Source organism: Bradyrhizobium sp. CCBAU 11386, from assembly GCF_028128955.1.
GTDB lineage: Bacteria > Pseudomonadota > Alphaproteobacteria > Rhizobiales > Xanthobacteraceae > Bradyrhizobium.
The window spans coordinates 80,793-94,351 of record NZ_LBKA01000014.1 but is presented as its reverse complement, the minus strand read 5'-3'; the positions used below and the strand labels follow the sequence as shown (position 1 = coordinate 94,351).

Sequence of the window (13,559 nt, the reverse complement as noted above, 5' to 3'; positions counted from 1 at the left end):
GACGATGGCGAAATCGGAAGGATGAGCCGCGCTTCCAGCCCGACGAGGCTGAAAGGAGCCCGCTCATGACCCTCTCACCGATCCGCAAGGTCTATCAGGGCATCGCCGACCGTCGGCAGATGTTCCGCATGTTCGATCGCCACGCGCAGCGGCCGAACCGCTCCGAGAACGACGACAGCGTTCTGCGCCTATTGTTCACTTTCTGACAGCGACACAAATCCTGTCATTTGCAAAAAAAATTGTCTCAGTGGCCCCATTTCGATCTTTTCCAGACTGTTCAGGACGTTCAACAGGAGCGAGGCAGTTGGCACGGCCATTGCTATTAAGAACTCGGTCGGGGACTCAGATGCGCTCCGTGGCCTCACTGAGACAAATTGCATGTTGTGTAGAGGGTAGCCTCGTCAAGTCGGCCAAAGCGATCAGATCACGGATAACCGCTGCTTGAAGTGGAGTGGCCAAAGACTGCTTCTGCTTCGCTCTTCCGCACCATTTGACCGGCTCGTTGTCGTGCTAACGAACAAGTTCAAGACCTCATCAGAAGCCGTCGATCAATAAGAGCTAAGAAATCCGCTCTTAATCAGGACGCATAGAAAGGTCGACAATGTCGCAAGCTATCGAAGGCAATCGCGACGTCAGCGTGCGGGAAGAAGCTGCGGCTGCGCTCTTTCCAAGAGCTAACTCCTCTTCAGACGGTGACTTTCTCCGCTACTGCTGCCGAGCCAGCGATCGGTCGTCCGCATTAGCGGCGATTAAGACGAGAACCGAGGAGGCGATCAAGAAGACAGGGGTCGGCTTACAGCTATCCTCCGAAAACTTGAATGGTCTCGATCTATCAGGAGTCTCGTTGCGACGATGTATTCTGAATCGCGCGCAACTCCACGGTGCGAAGTTGGATGGAGCCGATCTGTCCGAGTCCAATCTTATCTGCCCAGGCCTAGAGAAGACGAGCTTCCGTAGCGTCAATCTCGACTTTGCGTATATGCATGCAATTGCCGCGCAAGTGTGCAATTTCGACGGTGCAAGCTTGTGCAATGTTATCGATGCAACTGGAAGCCTCTTTCACGGCTGCAGCATGAGAAGAGCGCGTTTCGACAACGCATTATTGAGTGGCGTTCTCTTCTACCAGTGCGATGCGGATCATGCTGTCTTCGATGGCGCCGAACTGCAAGGAACAAGCATCAATGAATGCTTCCTCCCTCATGCTTCTTTTCGATTTGCTAAGTTGAACCAGGTGACGTTGACGAAAGCGCATCTGGCTGGATGCTCTTTCTTCCAGTCAAGGGGAGAGTGCCTATCGATTATGCGCCCCACGTCAGTCAATGACCTCGTTCTAGAGAGCGCCCATCTTCCTTATCTGAGGTTCTCCAAAGTAGCCGGACATATTCTTGCAAAAGGACTAAGCGCTCCGTTTGCTGAGTTCAGCCTTTCAAATCTGTCAAAGGCGGAGCTCGAACAGGCAGACTTAACGGAGGCCCGACTTCTATCCGTCAACTTAGACAGCGCTAACCTCGTAGGCGCGGTGTTGAACGGCGCGTCTATTCGCTCTTGTCAGCTTGATAAAGCCGACCTGTCTCGTGTGTCAGCGGAAGCGATTTCCATCGCCGAGAGTACATTGCGATCCGCAAAGTTCAACGGATTTCGTGCCCGCTGCGCATTTATACGCGACTGCGACATGGCAAATTCAGACTTTTCACAGGCTTATCTCTACCGATCGATGATTACCGGTGATCCCCCGCAATCAATGGCGTTGAATCATGTTAATCTCGAGGGGGCCAATCTCGTCCAGTCGTATATAGCGGCAGGAATGAGCGACAGCAACCTGGAGGCGACGCGTGCCGCATACGTGCGGATGAATCAATCGTCTCTCATTAATGCGAACTTGAGTGGGATGTCACCGTTCCAGGCAAGCTTCGTAAAGACGGACTTTTCGGGCGCAAAAGTCACGACATTTGAACCCCCCTTTTTTGCAGACCGATGTCCCGGGCTCGATGGTGCATTGAAGAGAGCTGGAAAGCAGCAGAATGGACCCTCAGAGTATTTGGCTGAGTTCTCATCGTTGATGAGACGTGGCCGAAAGGGATCGACTTGATCCGACTAAGACCAACCGAGAGAAAAACGATGTCGCAGTTGATTGAACTGAAAGAAGAACAGCAAGATGCGTCATGGGCTGCGACTGAACGGTCAGGCACGTTGTCGCTAATTTCCGCCTTCAACCTGTGTTATGCTGTCGATGCTGCCCGTCGCGTCGGTCTTACGTCATATCTCGTTGAGCACCAGTCGATCGAGATAACTATTGACCCAGGCTGCCAGTTAGGTGATCCGCATCTGCTTTCGCACCTCCTCCAATATTTCGCGATACATGGTCTACTGGTCGCGTCCAATGAAGGCTATAAGCTCACAAGCAGAGGAAAGGAACTGTTCTCGAACGTTAGTCTCGCGCAGATTGGCTTCTACGTAGAAGCGTACGGCCCAGTGGTATCTCGGCTAGATGCTCTCATCACACGAAAGGCAACGTATGGGCTCGACGTGCTGCGAGATGGCGGCGCCCTAGGAGAGCATTGTGCCACACTGTTCGGTGAGTACCATACCGACACCGTCCTCCGAGCCTTGACCGAAATCGATGCCACAACGATTCTAGATGTTGGCTGCGGCGCTGGCCAATTCCTGATAGACGCGTGCCTTCGCTCTCCTCGGCTGAAGGGCATTGGCTTGGATATCTCTGCGCCTGCGATTAAGCGCGCGCAGGAGGCGGCAGCGGACTTGAAAGTGGCCGATCGAATTCAGTTCCTTGTAGGCGACGCATTTGACATCGATAGTTGGCCTGCTGAATGCACCTCAGCAGATGTCCTGACGGCAGTTGGCGTGTTACACGAACATTTCCGCGATGGTCGGGATGCCGTTATCTCAATTCTGAACGAATACAATAAGCTGTTTGCAAAAGGACTTAAGGCCTTCATCCTGGGGGAACCGGAGCTCCGCTACGATCTAGTGAAGAATGATGCCGATCTTTATCTTGTGCATATCTTTACAGCCCAGGGGTTTCCGCACGATCGCGAAAGCTGGCTTCACGTAATCGGACAATCTGAACTGTCCTGCTCGAAAGTATTTTGCCGACCTAACGCGGGTCCTCGTTTCAACTTCTTTCAGCTTATACCGAGTGACTCCGCTACAATCGGTCGGAGGTTGAAGGACAATCGAGCTCCACATCAAGAACGATTCTAGCAGATCGTGGGCAACAATGCACAGTTGTCATTGTCAAGCGACCTGTGCGTTAACAGAGCGAGCAAGCAATATGCATCTATCTTCTCTGCCAGATGGCAAGATGTTCATCACGGACTTGGTGAGACGAGGAAAAAGCATTGGCGCAGTGCCAACCATGGGCGCATTGCATGCGGGGCACGCAGAACTAATTAGGAGGGCCGCAATCGAGAACGACGTGGCGATTGTAACTGTCTACCCGAACAAGATCCAGTTTAAGCCGGGCGTCAACTATGATTTCAACTTAGAGGAAGATATTGCGTTTGCACTACGTGCTGGTGCGTCTGCCGTGATTTCGTCAAATGACACCGAGATGTTTCCGTCAGGATATCGAACATTTGTATCTCAAGGCGATTATCAAATTCGTTTGGACGGCCCTCACGGGTTCTTAAAAGAAGCGGTCACTGGATGCATCCGTTGGATCTGTTATACGCGACCAACTCGCAGCTATTTTGGTTTGAAGGATATCGGGCAGGCGCTACTCGTCAGGCGAGCCGTCGCAGACCTGCTTCTTGATTGCGAAGTACGACTCGTGCCGACGGTGAGATCCAAAAATGGAGTGCCAATTTCATCGAGGTTGCGACGCTTCAACCATTCTGAGCTTGATGAGCTGTCGTGCCTCTACACGGCGCTAAACCATCTGAGGAAAGAGATCGCCCGAGGAGCGTCTTGCGTCAAAGATCTGATAGAATCGGCAAGGTCACTGATCACCCTCCGGCAGTTTGAACTGGAGTTTCTTCGAATTGTTGGCGCTGACAGCTTTGAAGATCAAGACAAGATTGAGCTCCCCTTCATAATTATCGGAGCGGTGCGGGCTCATGGCCTCAGGGTCTTTGACAACATCTTTGTTCCAGATCGCGCAACACTCTTGGATGGTCCTCCAGACGTCTGGGTCGATCTGCCCGAACGATGAGAGTTTGACGACTATGCACAATCTAGGGACAGACCAGATCGACCCCGCGAATTCATGAAAAAAGCTCTTGGTACATGCCCATGGGTAATCATAGCTAGCTCCGGATGGCGCCGATGACTTTATAGCGCGCTGCAGAAGCGAGTACGGACTGCCGATCTCCGGCTTGATGTGCATGCCACCCCTCAATGAGGAGCCGCAGATGCATTTCCGCGTCACTGCCGAAGTGGCTGCGCGGAATCATCTGAAGCTACTCTCCATGGGAATGAGTACAGATTTCGAAATTGCAATCCAGTATGGGGCGACGCATGTGCGCGTAGGTTCTGGCATCTTTGGTCGAAGAGCAGGTCACGTTTCGAGTTAAGACGGGGCAACACACGTCAGTTCGTAGAGCGAGCCGCTCCAAGCATCCTGAGTGCAGGCCTCCAATTACAAGGGTATGGATGTCCGGCCGACGCAATCGGGATGGCGCTACCGATCACCCAGTACTTTTCGGACTTCAGTGTGACCCCGCTGATGCCAATACACAACTCTGACCGCGCGCTCACTCGCGCATGGATGGATGTCGTCCCAATCGCGAGGGAACTTCAAGAGCGTAAGTACACCGATCGTCTCAAAGGCAGACCTAGCGTTCGTCATCGGTGCTCGCAGAGCCGCGATTCTCCGATCGGTTGCCGTGCGGTCGAAGGCCTTCAGTATCTGGCGTCGCGCTGGCGCGGGCCTTCGCGACCACACAACTTGGCCTTGCGAGCGTCATGGCAGAACAGTCGTCCCATTCTGCCCACCCCCGGGACCTGGAATTTGGCACAATCGACGCCGTCGGGAGGGCTCCACTCCACCCGTTACGCCGCTTACGCGCGCGCTGCCGCTCATCATCGCCGGCTTGTGGCGGCGGAACTCGCCGGCGCGGCGTTCGGGGTCGACTATCTCATCCAGATGGCGCAACAGGTGTTTCGGGTCGATCAGATGTTCGTCGGCTTGATCGTGCTCGGCGCGATGGGGTTCACGGCCGACCTCCTGTTCGAACGCAGCGTACGTCGGCTGCTGCCCTGGTACGGCGCCGAGAGTTCCGAGCGGAAGGGCGAATCAGTCGAGCAGGGCCGGTCGATCGCGCACTGACGCAAGGCGAAAGCAATTCATTGCGGGCGGCAGCCGCCCAGGCCGGCGTAAGAGCTCGAGCAACGAGAATGGGAGGTGAACGTGCAACCAATCCAGGTCGAACTGGGCGACAATTCAACGGCGCTGGCCTTGACCTCGCCGGACTGCGGAACCCTGGTGCTCGGCGCGGAGACGCTGCGCCGCGCGAGCCGTGCGGCCAGCGAAATCCGCCGGCAGGTCGACGGCATCGAGCTGATGATTGCGCCGGGCTTTCATGTCGCGGGCTTCGAGCCGATCGGGAATTACGCATTGAGGCTGTTGTTCTCCGACGGGCACGATACCGCGGCATCTATCCCTGGTCCTATCTGCGTGAACTCGCAGAACAGCAGCCAGCCTGAGGTCGCGAGATGGACGGAATCAATCGCGACCTGATGGAAGTTGCTTGCGACGTCCTGGTGATCGGCGGGGGACGGCGGGGCCGATGGCGGCGTACAAGGCCAAGCGGAAGAATCCCGCCGCGCGCGTCGTCTTGCTGGCAAAGGCTAACGTCAAGCGCTCGGGCGCAATTGCGATGGTAGCGTTCGAGGGTCGCTTCCGTGATCGTGCGGTTCAATGCGCACGACCTGTCCATTGGTCCAGGGATGCTTGATCGTGGTCAGCCGATGTTCGATCCCGTTCTCTTGGCATCGCATATCGAACATATGCGTCACGTACCTTGCCGTCGGGCCGTCCGCATAGCGCGGCGGGAAGGTGAACTGGATCCCATTATCAGTGAGCACCGTGTGGAGCGTGTAAGGGACAGCCGCCACCAGAGCTTCGAGGAAGGCCGAGGCTGAGGTCCTTCCGGCCCTCTTGACCAGTTGCACGAAGGCAAACTTGCTGGTGCGATTGATTGCGACGTAGAGGTAGAGCTTGCCTTCAGCGGTGTGGAGCTCAGCGATGTCGATGATGTGGAAATAGCCGATCGGATAGACCTTGAACGTCTTTTTCGAAGGTTTGTCGCCTTCGACCTCCGGCAATCGGTTGATGCCGTGGTGACGACGCGGAAAAAGTCTGGTTTCAGGTGCCAGAAGTTTGGCTGGAACGCGAACCCGTCGAAGCGGATGCCGTCGCTCTGAAATGATCGCGAAAGGTTTTGATCGTGCGTGAGTCTTTCACGCTGGACATTCTTCAAGAAAGTCGGGGCAATAGCGGTGTGCCGCCCGAACCAAACGTCTGAGACAGGTTGACTGCTCGACAAGCCGCCCAGCTACATTCATACCACCTTCAATCTCGCCTGCGCTTATCCTTCGAACGTGGAGGCCACACGTTCGAATCGTATTGGGTACGCCATACTACGCCAGCTCGCGCGATGGGGGCCTTTGGTGCCTTTTCTCGCGCCATTGAACTGACTGCAGTGCGGCTACGTCACGCAGCCGAACCAATAGGGCTGACGCGCCCGATACGTTCGCGGTTACGAGCAGAGTATATTGCGTCCCAGATATCGCTTCGACGTTGAACTTAAGCCGGAAAACTGGACTGTTGCCAAACATGCGGGCAAGGATAAGCGGTCGGGGCCGTGACTGCCCCTGCGGTCGTTGTCCAATTCGTTGATCTGCTTGCGCGCTGCACGCCCATGGCCTTTGCCAACGCCGTCTGCGTAAGGCCCATCGGCTCCATGAATTCCTGAACCAGAAGTTCTCCGACGGTTGCCGACTTGCGCTTCGTCATCAACATGGAAAACCGCAGCGATAGTTGTGATTATCGAGATTGACTTCCGATGCGTCACCGCGGCTGCCATCCCATCGAGAGATGAGCCGCCATTGGCTGTTGATGCGGATCGAGTGAAATCTCTGCAGCTTGCCGCGCAGCTTCTCGAAGTGGTTGCTGGACTGCAGGAGGAGGTGTGGAGCATCATTCTGAGCGAGCACCTCCTATCAGAGGTGCGTTTCACAGCGTAAGGCAAAAAAGAGACGATCTATAACCATTCGCTCTGTAGCTCTCCCCTCTACTCGCCTGATCCGGCTCGCGAGATCAGTTTTCAGCATTTCAAACACTCTATCTGTAATTGCCGGGTTCATATTCGTCTGTGCATTGCTTCTTCTCCTGACAAGGAGACCGGATGCCTTTGCCTTGAACTTCGGTGCCTCAATTCAGGTCGATCTCATCTCTCCCGCAGCGTGTAAAACAAATCGTCCCAATAGCCTCAGGAGCGGCGGGACATTTCTTTCGTCCATAGGCAGAAGCGTGGAAAACGCGCGTCGTGAGCTGATCCCGTTACGGGCGCGATCGCATTCATTCTTTGCACTTGAGGATGTAGCTGCTGCATCGGAACCAACTCTCTGGACCTGAGCGGTCGTATGACCTGCGAACCGTTCAGTGCCCGCAAGGCAACTTGATCATGAAGCTATCGTCGGCGTATCGGCTCAGAGACTACAATTCCAGAGGATATTTGCGACCCATCAGGGCTCGGTCGAGCGAAGAGACTGCCAAGCGGCATCGCGAGCTCGCGGAGGGCGCTGCGGCGAAAAGCAGCTCATGCGCTCGCAACCTAAGCTTCGGCCGGCGCGATCCTCACGACGTCTTGCGACGTCGGAGCCAAGCCCCCGACATATCGCTCGATGTGCGTGGCCAGATGGTCCGCAGCCGGAAACGCGCCGACCTGGCGCCGCCAGAGAACGAGATCGACCGATGGAAGGGGCGGCATGCCGTCGCGCTCGCTCAATCGACGCAGCCCAGTTACCTTGACCGATTCCGCGAACACGGTGACCGCCGCGTCTGCGAGCGCCATGGCTTCCATGCCCGCGATGCTTTCAGACACGCATGCAATGCGCCAGGCGCGGCCGGCATTGTTGAGCGCATCGAGTGCGTAGTCCCTGTAGAGGTTTCCTTCGGGCAGGAGCGCCAGCGGCACGGTTTTCTCCCTAAAGGCGGTTCCCGAACTCGACCCGAGCCAGACCAGCGGTTCAGTTCGCAAGAGCGTGATGGACGCGACGCTGGGATGCACGTTAGGCATGCGCGTTGCGAGCGCGATGTCGATTCGTCCGGCCGAAATCTCCTCGGCCAATTGCGCACTGAGCGCGCAGCGGACCGTAACCTCGATTCCAGGATAGGCGCCCTTGAAGCTTGCGAGGGTCTGCGGAAGCAGGGAGGCTGCATACAGGTCCGGACATCCGAGCGTAACGCGGCCCGCGATTTCTTCGCTCGCCAGCCGCGAACGTGCGTCGTCATGCATCTTCAACATCTGCCGCGCGTACGGCAGCAACATCTCGCCATGACGCGTCAGGCGCAGATGGCGCAGACCGCTCTCGAACAAGGGATGGCCGACGGCATCGCTCAACCGGTTGAGTTGGAGACTGATCGCCGGTTGGGTCCTGTTGAGTCGCCGCGCGACGCGCGTCACGCTCTGCTCTTCGAGCAGCATGACGAACGTCCGCAGCAGGTTGATCTCGAGCACCCCGGTCATGGACGAAGGATAAATAAAACTTTGCTTCTCGCAAAGCACAATAAATTTGCTTGGCGGGAAGGACCAAAATAGCGTTTCCCAGAAGAGCGAAATTTATAGCCTCACCCGGCAAAAGCAAATGTGCTTAAGTTTTGAGCAGCGCATCGAACCTACTAACCTGGCCGCCAAAGGCCGGTTTTGTGGAAGCTGTTAGGCCGATGCAGGACCTGCTCAGCATCAGCCACGTCAGCAAGCACTTCGGCGGCGTCGCGGCGCTCAATGACTGCTCGCTCTCGTTTGCGGCAGGACGAGTGACGGGCATCATCGGGCCGAACGGTGCGGGCAAGACGACGCTGCTGAATATCGTCAGCGGACTAGTGAGGTCCGATCGCGGCTCGATCGATTTCGACGGACGCGACATCTCGTCACTCGCCATGCACCAGATCGCCGCGATCGGACTGGTCAGAACTTTCCAGATCGCCCGAGAGCTCGACGGCCTGACCGTGCTTGAGAATCTATTGCTGTCAGCCCCGCATCAAAAAGGCGAAGGCGCCACCGCGGCGCTGTTCATGCCAGGTGCCGTCAAGCGGCAGGAGCGGGACGTCGCGGCCAAGGCGCGCAGGATCCTTGAGCGCCTCAGCCTGTGGCATCTTGCCGATCAATCGGCCTCGGCCTTATCAGGGGGCCAAAAGAAGCTCCTGGAGCTCGCGCGGGTGCTTCTGCTCGACCCGAAGCTCATCCTGCTTGACGAGCCGGCCGCAGGCGTCGCGCCGCCTCTGCTCAAGGTAATCATCGGCGTCATCCGCGACCTGAACGAGGATGGCATCTCATTCGGCATCGTTGAGCACGACATGCACCTCATAGGCGAGCTCTGCCACGACGTTCACGTGCTGGCCGAAGGCGCAACACTGTTGTCCGGATCGTTTGCTGAGGTCACGTTGGACAAGCGCGTGATTGACGCCTATTTGGGGTTGCCGCTGTGAATGGACAGCTTCCCATCGCTGCTCTGTCGGTCCGTTCGCTTCACTCGGGCTATGAGGGTGGCGGCGACATCGTCCGAGGCATCAGCTTGGATCTTTACTCGCAGACCATCGTTGCCGTGATCGGTCCGAACGGCTCCGGCAAGTCGTCGTTCGTGAAGACGCTCGCCGGCCTGCTCCGCTCGCGCGATGGTTCGATCGAGGTGAGGGGACGCGCAGTGACCGACCTCTCGCCGGCCAAGCGCGTGAAGGCCGGCCTTGCCTATGTGCCGCAGGAGGGAAATGTATTCCGAAACCTGACGATCCGCGAAAACCTGAAGCTCGCCACGGAATTCCTGCGCGGCCGCAACGGTGTGGGGCCGGCACAGGAAGAGCAAGTTCTGTCATTGTTTCCGGAGATCGCACAAAGGCCGAAGCTTTTGGCGGGAAACCTGTCCGGCGGTCAACGGCAGATGCTCGCATTTGCTTGCGCGCTTCTGTCCAATCCCGAAGTTCTGCTGCTCGATGAGCCGACGGCCGGCCTTTCGCCCAAATTCGTTGCCGAGACGATGCAGGCGGTCGCGCGTGTGCGCGAAGCTGGCGTGACCATTCTGCTTGTCGAGCAGAACGTTGCGGCGGCACTGCGCATCGCGGACGAGGTCATGGTGCTTGTCGCCGGTCGCAACAGCTACAAGGCGTCGTCCTCCGTCGTATCCGGCGCTGATCTTGCCGATCTTTTCTTCGGAAAGAGCAGGTAGACTCATGATCGGCCAGTTGGTCGTCAACGGTTTGGCCACGGGCCTGTTGCTGGCATTGCCTTCGCTTGCCCTTACGCTCGTGTTCGGCATCCTGAAGTGTCCAAATTTTGCGGTTGGCGCGACATTGACGCTGGGCGCCTATGCTGCATGGGTTGGCAACACTCTTTTCCATCTGCCTCTGGTTGCCGCGGGCGCTGCCGCTGCTCTGATCGTAGCCGGTGTCTCGGTGCTGTGCGACGTGCTCGTCTTCAAGCATCTGCGCGACCGCGGCGCGATCGCTCTCCTGGTCGCTTCGATGGGGATTTCGCTCGTGCTCGAAAACATCTGCAGGTTCACCTTCGGAAATACACCCCATAACTTTGCCGTCGAGATTGCCCGGCCCATCCGATGGCACGGCCTGCGCATCAATCACGAGCAGCTCGTCACCGCAGCAACCGTGCTCGTCTGCGTCGCGCTTACACAACTTCTGCTCTATGCCTCCCCGCTTGGCCGCGCCATGCGCGCTACGGCCGACAACCCTACGCTTGCGGCGGTCCGCGGCATTGAGCGCGAAACGATCATCCGCATCACCTGGGCCTTGTCTGGCGCGCTGCTTGCCGTTTCGGGCGTTCTTGCAGGCCTTGATCGCACAGTAGATCCGCTGCTTGGCTGGAATTACCAGATTCCGGTGTTTGCCGCGGCGATCCTGGGTGGGCTCGGAAGTCCGCTAGGCGCCGTGGTCGGGGCGCTGTTGATTGGGCTTGCCGAAGAACTTTCCACACTTGTGCTGCCTGTCAACGACCGGCAGGTGGTGAGCTTCGCCATCATTCTCGTGCTGCTGTTGATCCGCACGCAAGGCCTGTTCGGCAGGCGGGCAGCTGCGAAATGATCGCTTATCTCTCCACACTCGTCGTACTCGTTTCCATCGGCGTGCTCGTAGGGCTAGCGCTCAACTTTCAGTGGGGTGTGTCGGGCCTCGTCAATTTCGGGGTGGTCGGTTTCGTTGCGCTCGGCGCCTACGCCACAGCCTTGCTCGCCCCGCACATCGGATGGCTGGGGGCGATGATCTGCGGCGGGCTTCTGAGCGCCACAGCGAGCACGGTCCTGGCCTTCTTGTCGGTCCGCTTGGCCGACGATTATCTTGCCGTCGTCACCCTCGGATTTGGCGAGGTCGTCGGAATTCTCTTGCTCAACGAGGATTGGCTGACCGGCGGAGCGCTCGGGATCGCGAATATTCCCCGGCCACTCTCCTCGCTGGTGCCGGCCGCCCAATATGATGGCGTCCTGCTGTGTTTTGCGCTCGCGCTGGTCGCCCTGATCTTCATAGGTCTCGAAATCCTCGTCCGCTCGCCGTTCGGCCGTGCGCTGCGGGCCGTCCGCGACGATCCGGTCGTTGCCAGCGCGCTTGGCAAACCGGTATTGCTATTGCGGATCAAGGCTTTTGCGATCGGCGGCGCGATCATGGGTATGGCAGGCGCGCTGCACGCGTTTTACCTGACCTACATCGACCCCAGCCAGTTCACCTCGATCATCACCGCCTATGCTTTTATGGCGGTGATCCTCGGCGGACGCGGCTCGAATATCGGGCTCGTGGTGGGAGCGGGGACCATCATGACGCTGCTTGAGGCGACACGTTTTTTGAAGGATCTCTTCGCGGTCATTGATGGCGCTCAGCTCGCGGCACTGCGTCTCGGTCTGGTCGGCCTCGGAATCATTCTGCTCTTGATCTTGAGGCCGCAAGGGCTGTTCGCTGAACCGCGCCGGCGCGTCAGGGATCTATTTCCGGACCGCGATGCGTCTGCTGATGAATCTCACCTCGCCATTTCTGCACGATCGCTGCAACCGCTCAAGCCGCCGCCCATCAGCGCTCGCGCGATCCCAAGACGCAAAACGCATGAATCCGAAATTTCGAGTGGGGAGCAATGATGATGACAATTTCGGCAACGCCGTTCACCCGCCGTCAGGTGACGGGCTTACTGGGTCTTTCACTAGCGGGTCTGGGCATCCGGCCTTTGTTCGCAGAGGGAGCCGCAGAGATCCCGATCGGAATGGTCCTGCCGTTCACGGGCGCGACTGGGCCCTATGGACCGGACATGAAGAAGGCGGCCGATCTCATCGTCAAGACGATCAATGATGCCGGCGGAGTTCTCGGCGGCCGCAAGTTTCACCTCTATATCGAGGACTCCGAGAGCAGCGCTACGGCGAGCGTCACCGCCACCCACAAGCTGCTCGATGTCAACAAGGTTGAGCTCGTAGGTGGGCTCTGGGGAAGTCCGGAAGCGCTGGCGGCAAAACCGCTGATTCTCGCCGCCAACAAGGTCGAGATGGTGTCGTCAGCGGCGGATGCCATCACCGACGGCGACAACAAGGGCCTCGTCTACCGCTTCCAGGCCAAGAGCTCGCAATGGGGACCGGCCGGCGCGAAAGTGATGACAGGCCTCAACCTCAAGAAGGTCACCATCATGGCGCAGCAGAATCCGTTCGTCGTCGCGATGATCGATTCCTTCAAGGGCGAAATGGCGCGGCGTGGCGGCACCGTCACCGACGTCATCATGTACAACCCCAACCAGGCCTCATATCGCGCCGAAGTCGAGAAGGCCTTCGGCTCCGAGCCCGATGGCGTGTTTTGCGCCTCGTTACTTACGGATTTCGTCGCGATCGCAAAGGAAGTCTATCGCGGAGGATATCAGGCAAAGATCGTTGGTCTCGGCACGGGTGCAGACGCTGATGGCGCTTTTCTCAGAAGCGTTCCTCCGGAAGTGGCAGAAGGCATCCACCATCTCCAGCCAGGACCGCCGCTAGATTCCGTGGCCTACAAGAAGTTCGTGAAGGAGATGGGCGCCCCCGACGGAACCGTGTTCCTGTTCGCGGGCAATACGCATGACCAGGTCTGCGTCACAGCCCTCGCGATGGAGCATGCCAAATCGTCGCGCGCCGAGGTCTGGGCCAAATCGATTCCTGAAGTCTGCAACCCGCCAGGCGAGGAAGTCGATGACATCGTCCGCGCGCTGGAGATGGTGCGTGCAGGCAAGAAGATCAACTTTGTCGGCGCTGGTGCAACCGTAGACTTCAATGAACGTGGCGATCAGCTCAATCGATCCTTTGTCCATCAAGTTATTCGCAACGGCAGGAACCAGATCGTTGACATCGTAAGCTGAACCAGTCGGCCAGCC

General features: G+C 57.7%; 11 protein-coding genes and 6 pseudogenes. 13 read left to right on the top strand and 4 right to left on the bottom strand.

What is annotated here, in order from left to right:
• Positions 1-65 precede the first annotated feature (65 nt).
• The 8 genes and pseudogenes from XI09_RS04155 to XI09_RS04120 all read left to right on the top strand — a co-directional run.
• Positions 66-185, top strand: a pseudogene (locus XI09_RS04155) (DUF1419 domain-containing protein); the annotation flags it as partial.
• 416 nt (positions 186-601) lie between these two features.
• A complete protein-coding gene (locus XI09_RS04150; protein ID WP_271565753.1) occupies positions 602-2,089 on the top strand; it encodes a pentapeptide repeat-containing protein in 1,488 nt (495 codons plus the stop codon).
• A 29-nt stretch (positions 2,090-2,118) separates the two neighbouring features.
• Positions 2,119-3,222 (top strand): class I SAM-dependent methyltransferase, encoded by a 1,104-nt coding sequence (locus XI09_RS04145; protein ID WP_271565752.1) that lies wholly within the window; start codon positions 2,119-2,121, stop codon positions 3,220-3,222.
• Positions 3,223-3,322: 100 nt separating this feature from the next.
• The gene (locus XI09_RS04140) at positions 3,323-4,171 is read left to right on the top strand and encodes a pantoate--beta-alanine ligase (RefSeq protein WP_271565751.1); all 849 of its coding nucleotides are present in this window, start codon (positions 3,323-3,325) and stop codon (positions 4,169-4,171) included.
• Between the two features lie 94 nt (positions 4,172-4,265).
• Positions 4,266-4,532, top strand: a pseudogene (locus XI09_RS04135) (YggS family pyridoxal phosphate-dependent enzyme); the annotation flags it as partial.
• A 437-nt stretch (positions 4,533-4,969) separates the two neighbouring features.
• On the top strand, positions 4,970-5,287 hold the full coding sequence (locus tag XI09_RS04130) for a hypothetical protein (RefSeq protein ID WP_271565750.1): 318 nt from the start codon (positions 4,970-4,972) through the stop codon (positions 5,285-5,287).
• A gap of 75 nt (positions 5,288-5,362) precedes the next feature.
• A complete protein-coding gene (locus tag XI09_RS04125) occupies positions 5,363-5,698 on the top strand; it encodes a gamma-butyrobetaine hydroxylase-like domain-containing protein (protein WP_271565749.1) in 336 nt (111 codons plus the stop codon).
• Positions 5,674-5,840: pseudogene (locus XI09_RS04120) on the top strand (FAD-binding protein); the annotation flags it as partial. The gene XI09_RS04125 and the pseudogene XI09_RS04120, both read left to right, overlap by 25 nt.
• Here the strand turns inward: XI09_RS04120 and XI09_RS04115 are convergent.
• From XI09_RS04115 to XI09_RS04100, 4 genes and pseudogenes are all read right to left on the bottom strand, one after another.
• Positions 5,838-6,300, bottom strand: a pseudogene (locus XI09_RS04115) (IS481 family transposase); the annotation flags it as partial. The pseudogenes XI09_RS04120 and XI09_RS04115 overlap by 3 nt on opposite strands.
• A 373-nt stretch (positions 6,301-6,673) precedes the next feature.
• Positions 6,674-6,982: pseudogene (locus XI09_RS04110) on the bottom strand (HigA family addiction module antitoxin).
• Positions 6,976-7,149: pseudogene (locus tag XI09_RS04105) on the bottom strand (type II toxin-antitoxin system RelE/ParE family toxin); the annotation flags it as partial. The pseudogenes XI09_RS04105 and XI09_RS04110, both read right to left, overlap by 7 nt.
• A 647-nt stretch (positions 7,150-7,796) precedes the next feature.
• Positions 7,797-8,711: a LysR substrate-binding domain-containing protein gene (locus tag XI09_RS04100; RefSeq protein ID WP_097669462.1), complete on the bottom strand. Its 915-nt coding sequence runs from the start codon at positions 8,709-8,711 to the stop codon at positions 7,797-7,799.
• Between the two features lie 197 nt (positions 8,712-8,908).
• Between XI09_RS04100 and XI09_RS04095 the strand changes: the two genes are divergently transcribed.
• The 5 genes from XI09_RS04095 (at position 8,909) to XI09_RS04075 (ending at position 13,544) form a co-directional block, all read left to right on the top strand.
• Positions 8,909-9,673, top strand: coding sequence for an ABC transporter ATP-binding protein (locus XI09_RS04095; RefSeq protein WP_271565747.1), 765 nt, complete (start codon positions 8,909-8,911; stop codon positions 9,671-9,673).
• A gap of 86 nt (positions 9,674-9,759) precedes the next feature.
• The gene (locus XI09_RS04090) at positions 9,760-10,407 is read left to right on the top strand and encodes a branched-chain amino acid ABC transporter ATP-binding protein (protein WP_271565746.1); all 648 of its coding nucleotides are present in this window, start codon (positions 9,760-9,762) and stop codon (positions 10,405-10,407) included.
• Between the two features lie 4 nt (positions 10,408-10,411).
• Positions 10,412-11,275 (top strand): branched-chain amino acid ABC transporter permease, encoded by an 864-nt coding sequence (locus XI09_RS04085; protein WP_271565745.1) that lies wholly within the window; start codon positions 10,412-10,414, stop codon positions 11,273-11,275.
• Positions 11,272-12,312, top strand: a complete 1,041-nt coding sequence (locus XI09_RS04080; protein ID WP_097669465.1) for a branched-chain amino acid ABC transporter permease — start codon at positions 11,272-11,274, stop codon at positions 12,310-12,312. The genes XI09_RS04085 and XI09_RS04080 overlap by 4 nt, the downstream gene beginning before the upstream one ends.
• Before the next feature lie 86 nt (positions 12,313-12,398).
• Entirely contained in the window at positions 12,399-13,544 is a 1,146-nt protein-coding gene (locus tag XI09_RS04075; protein WP_442869525.1) for an ABC transporter substrate-binding protein, read from the top strand.
• Positions 13,545-13,559: the final 15 nt, after the last annotated feature.

Excerpts from the sequence above, each read along its gene's own strand:
- XI09_RS04150 (WP_271565753.1), top strand. The coding sequence starts at position 602 with ATGTCGCAAGCTATCGAAGGCAATCGCGACGTCAGCGTGCGGGAAGAA.
- XI09_RS04145 (WP_271565752.1), top strand. The coding sequence starts at position 2,119 with ATGTCGCAGTTGATTGAACTGAAAGAAGAACAGCAAGATGCGTCATGG.
- XI09_RS04140 (WP_271565751.1), top strand. The coding sequence starts at position 3,323 with ATGTTCATCACGGACTTGGTGAGACGAGGAAAAAGCATTGGCGCAGTG.
- XI09_RS04100 (WP_097669462.1), bottom strand. The coding sequence starts at position 8,711 with ATGACCGGGGTGCTCGAGATCAACCTGCTGCGGACGTTCGTCATGCTG.
- XI09_RS04095 (WP_271565747.1), top strand. The coding sequence starts at position 8,909 with ATGCAGGACCTGCTCAGCATCAGCCACGTCAGCAAGCACTTCGGCGGC.
- XI09_RS04085 (WP_271565745.1), top strand. The coding sequence starts at position 10,412 with ATGATCGGCCAGTTGGTCGTCAACGGTTTGGCCACGGGCCTGTTGCTG.
- XI09_RS04080 (WP_097669465.1), top strand. The coding sequence starts at position 11,272 with ATGATCGCTTATCTCTCCACACTCGTCGTACTCGTTTCCATCGGCGTG.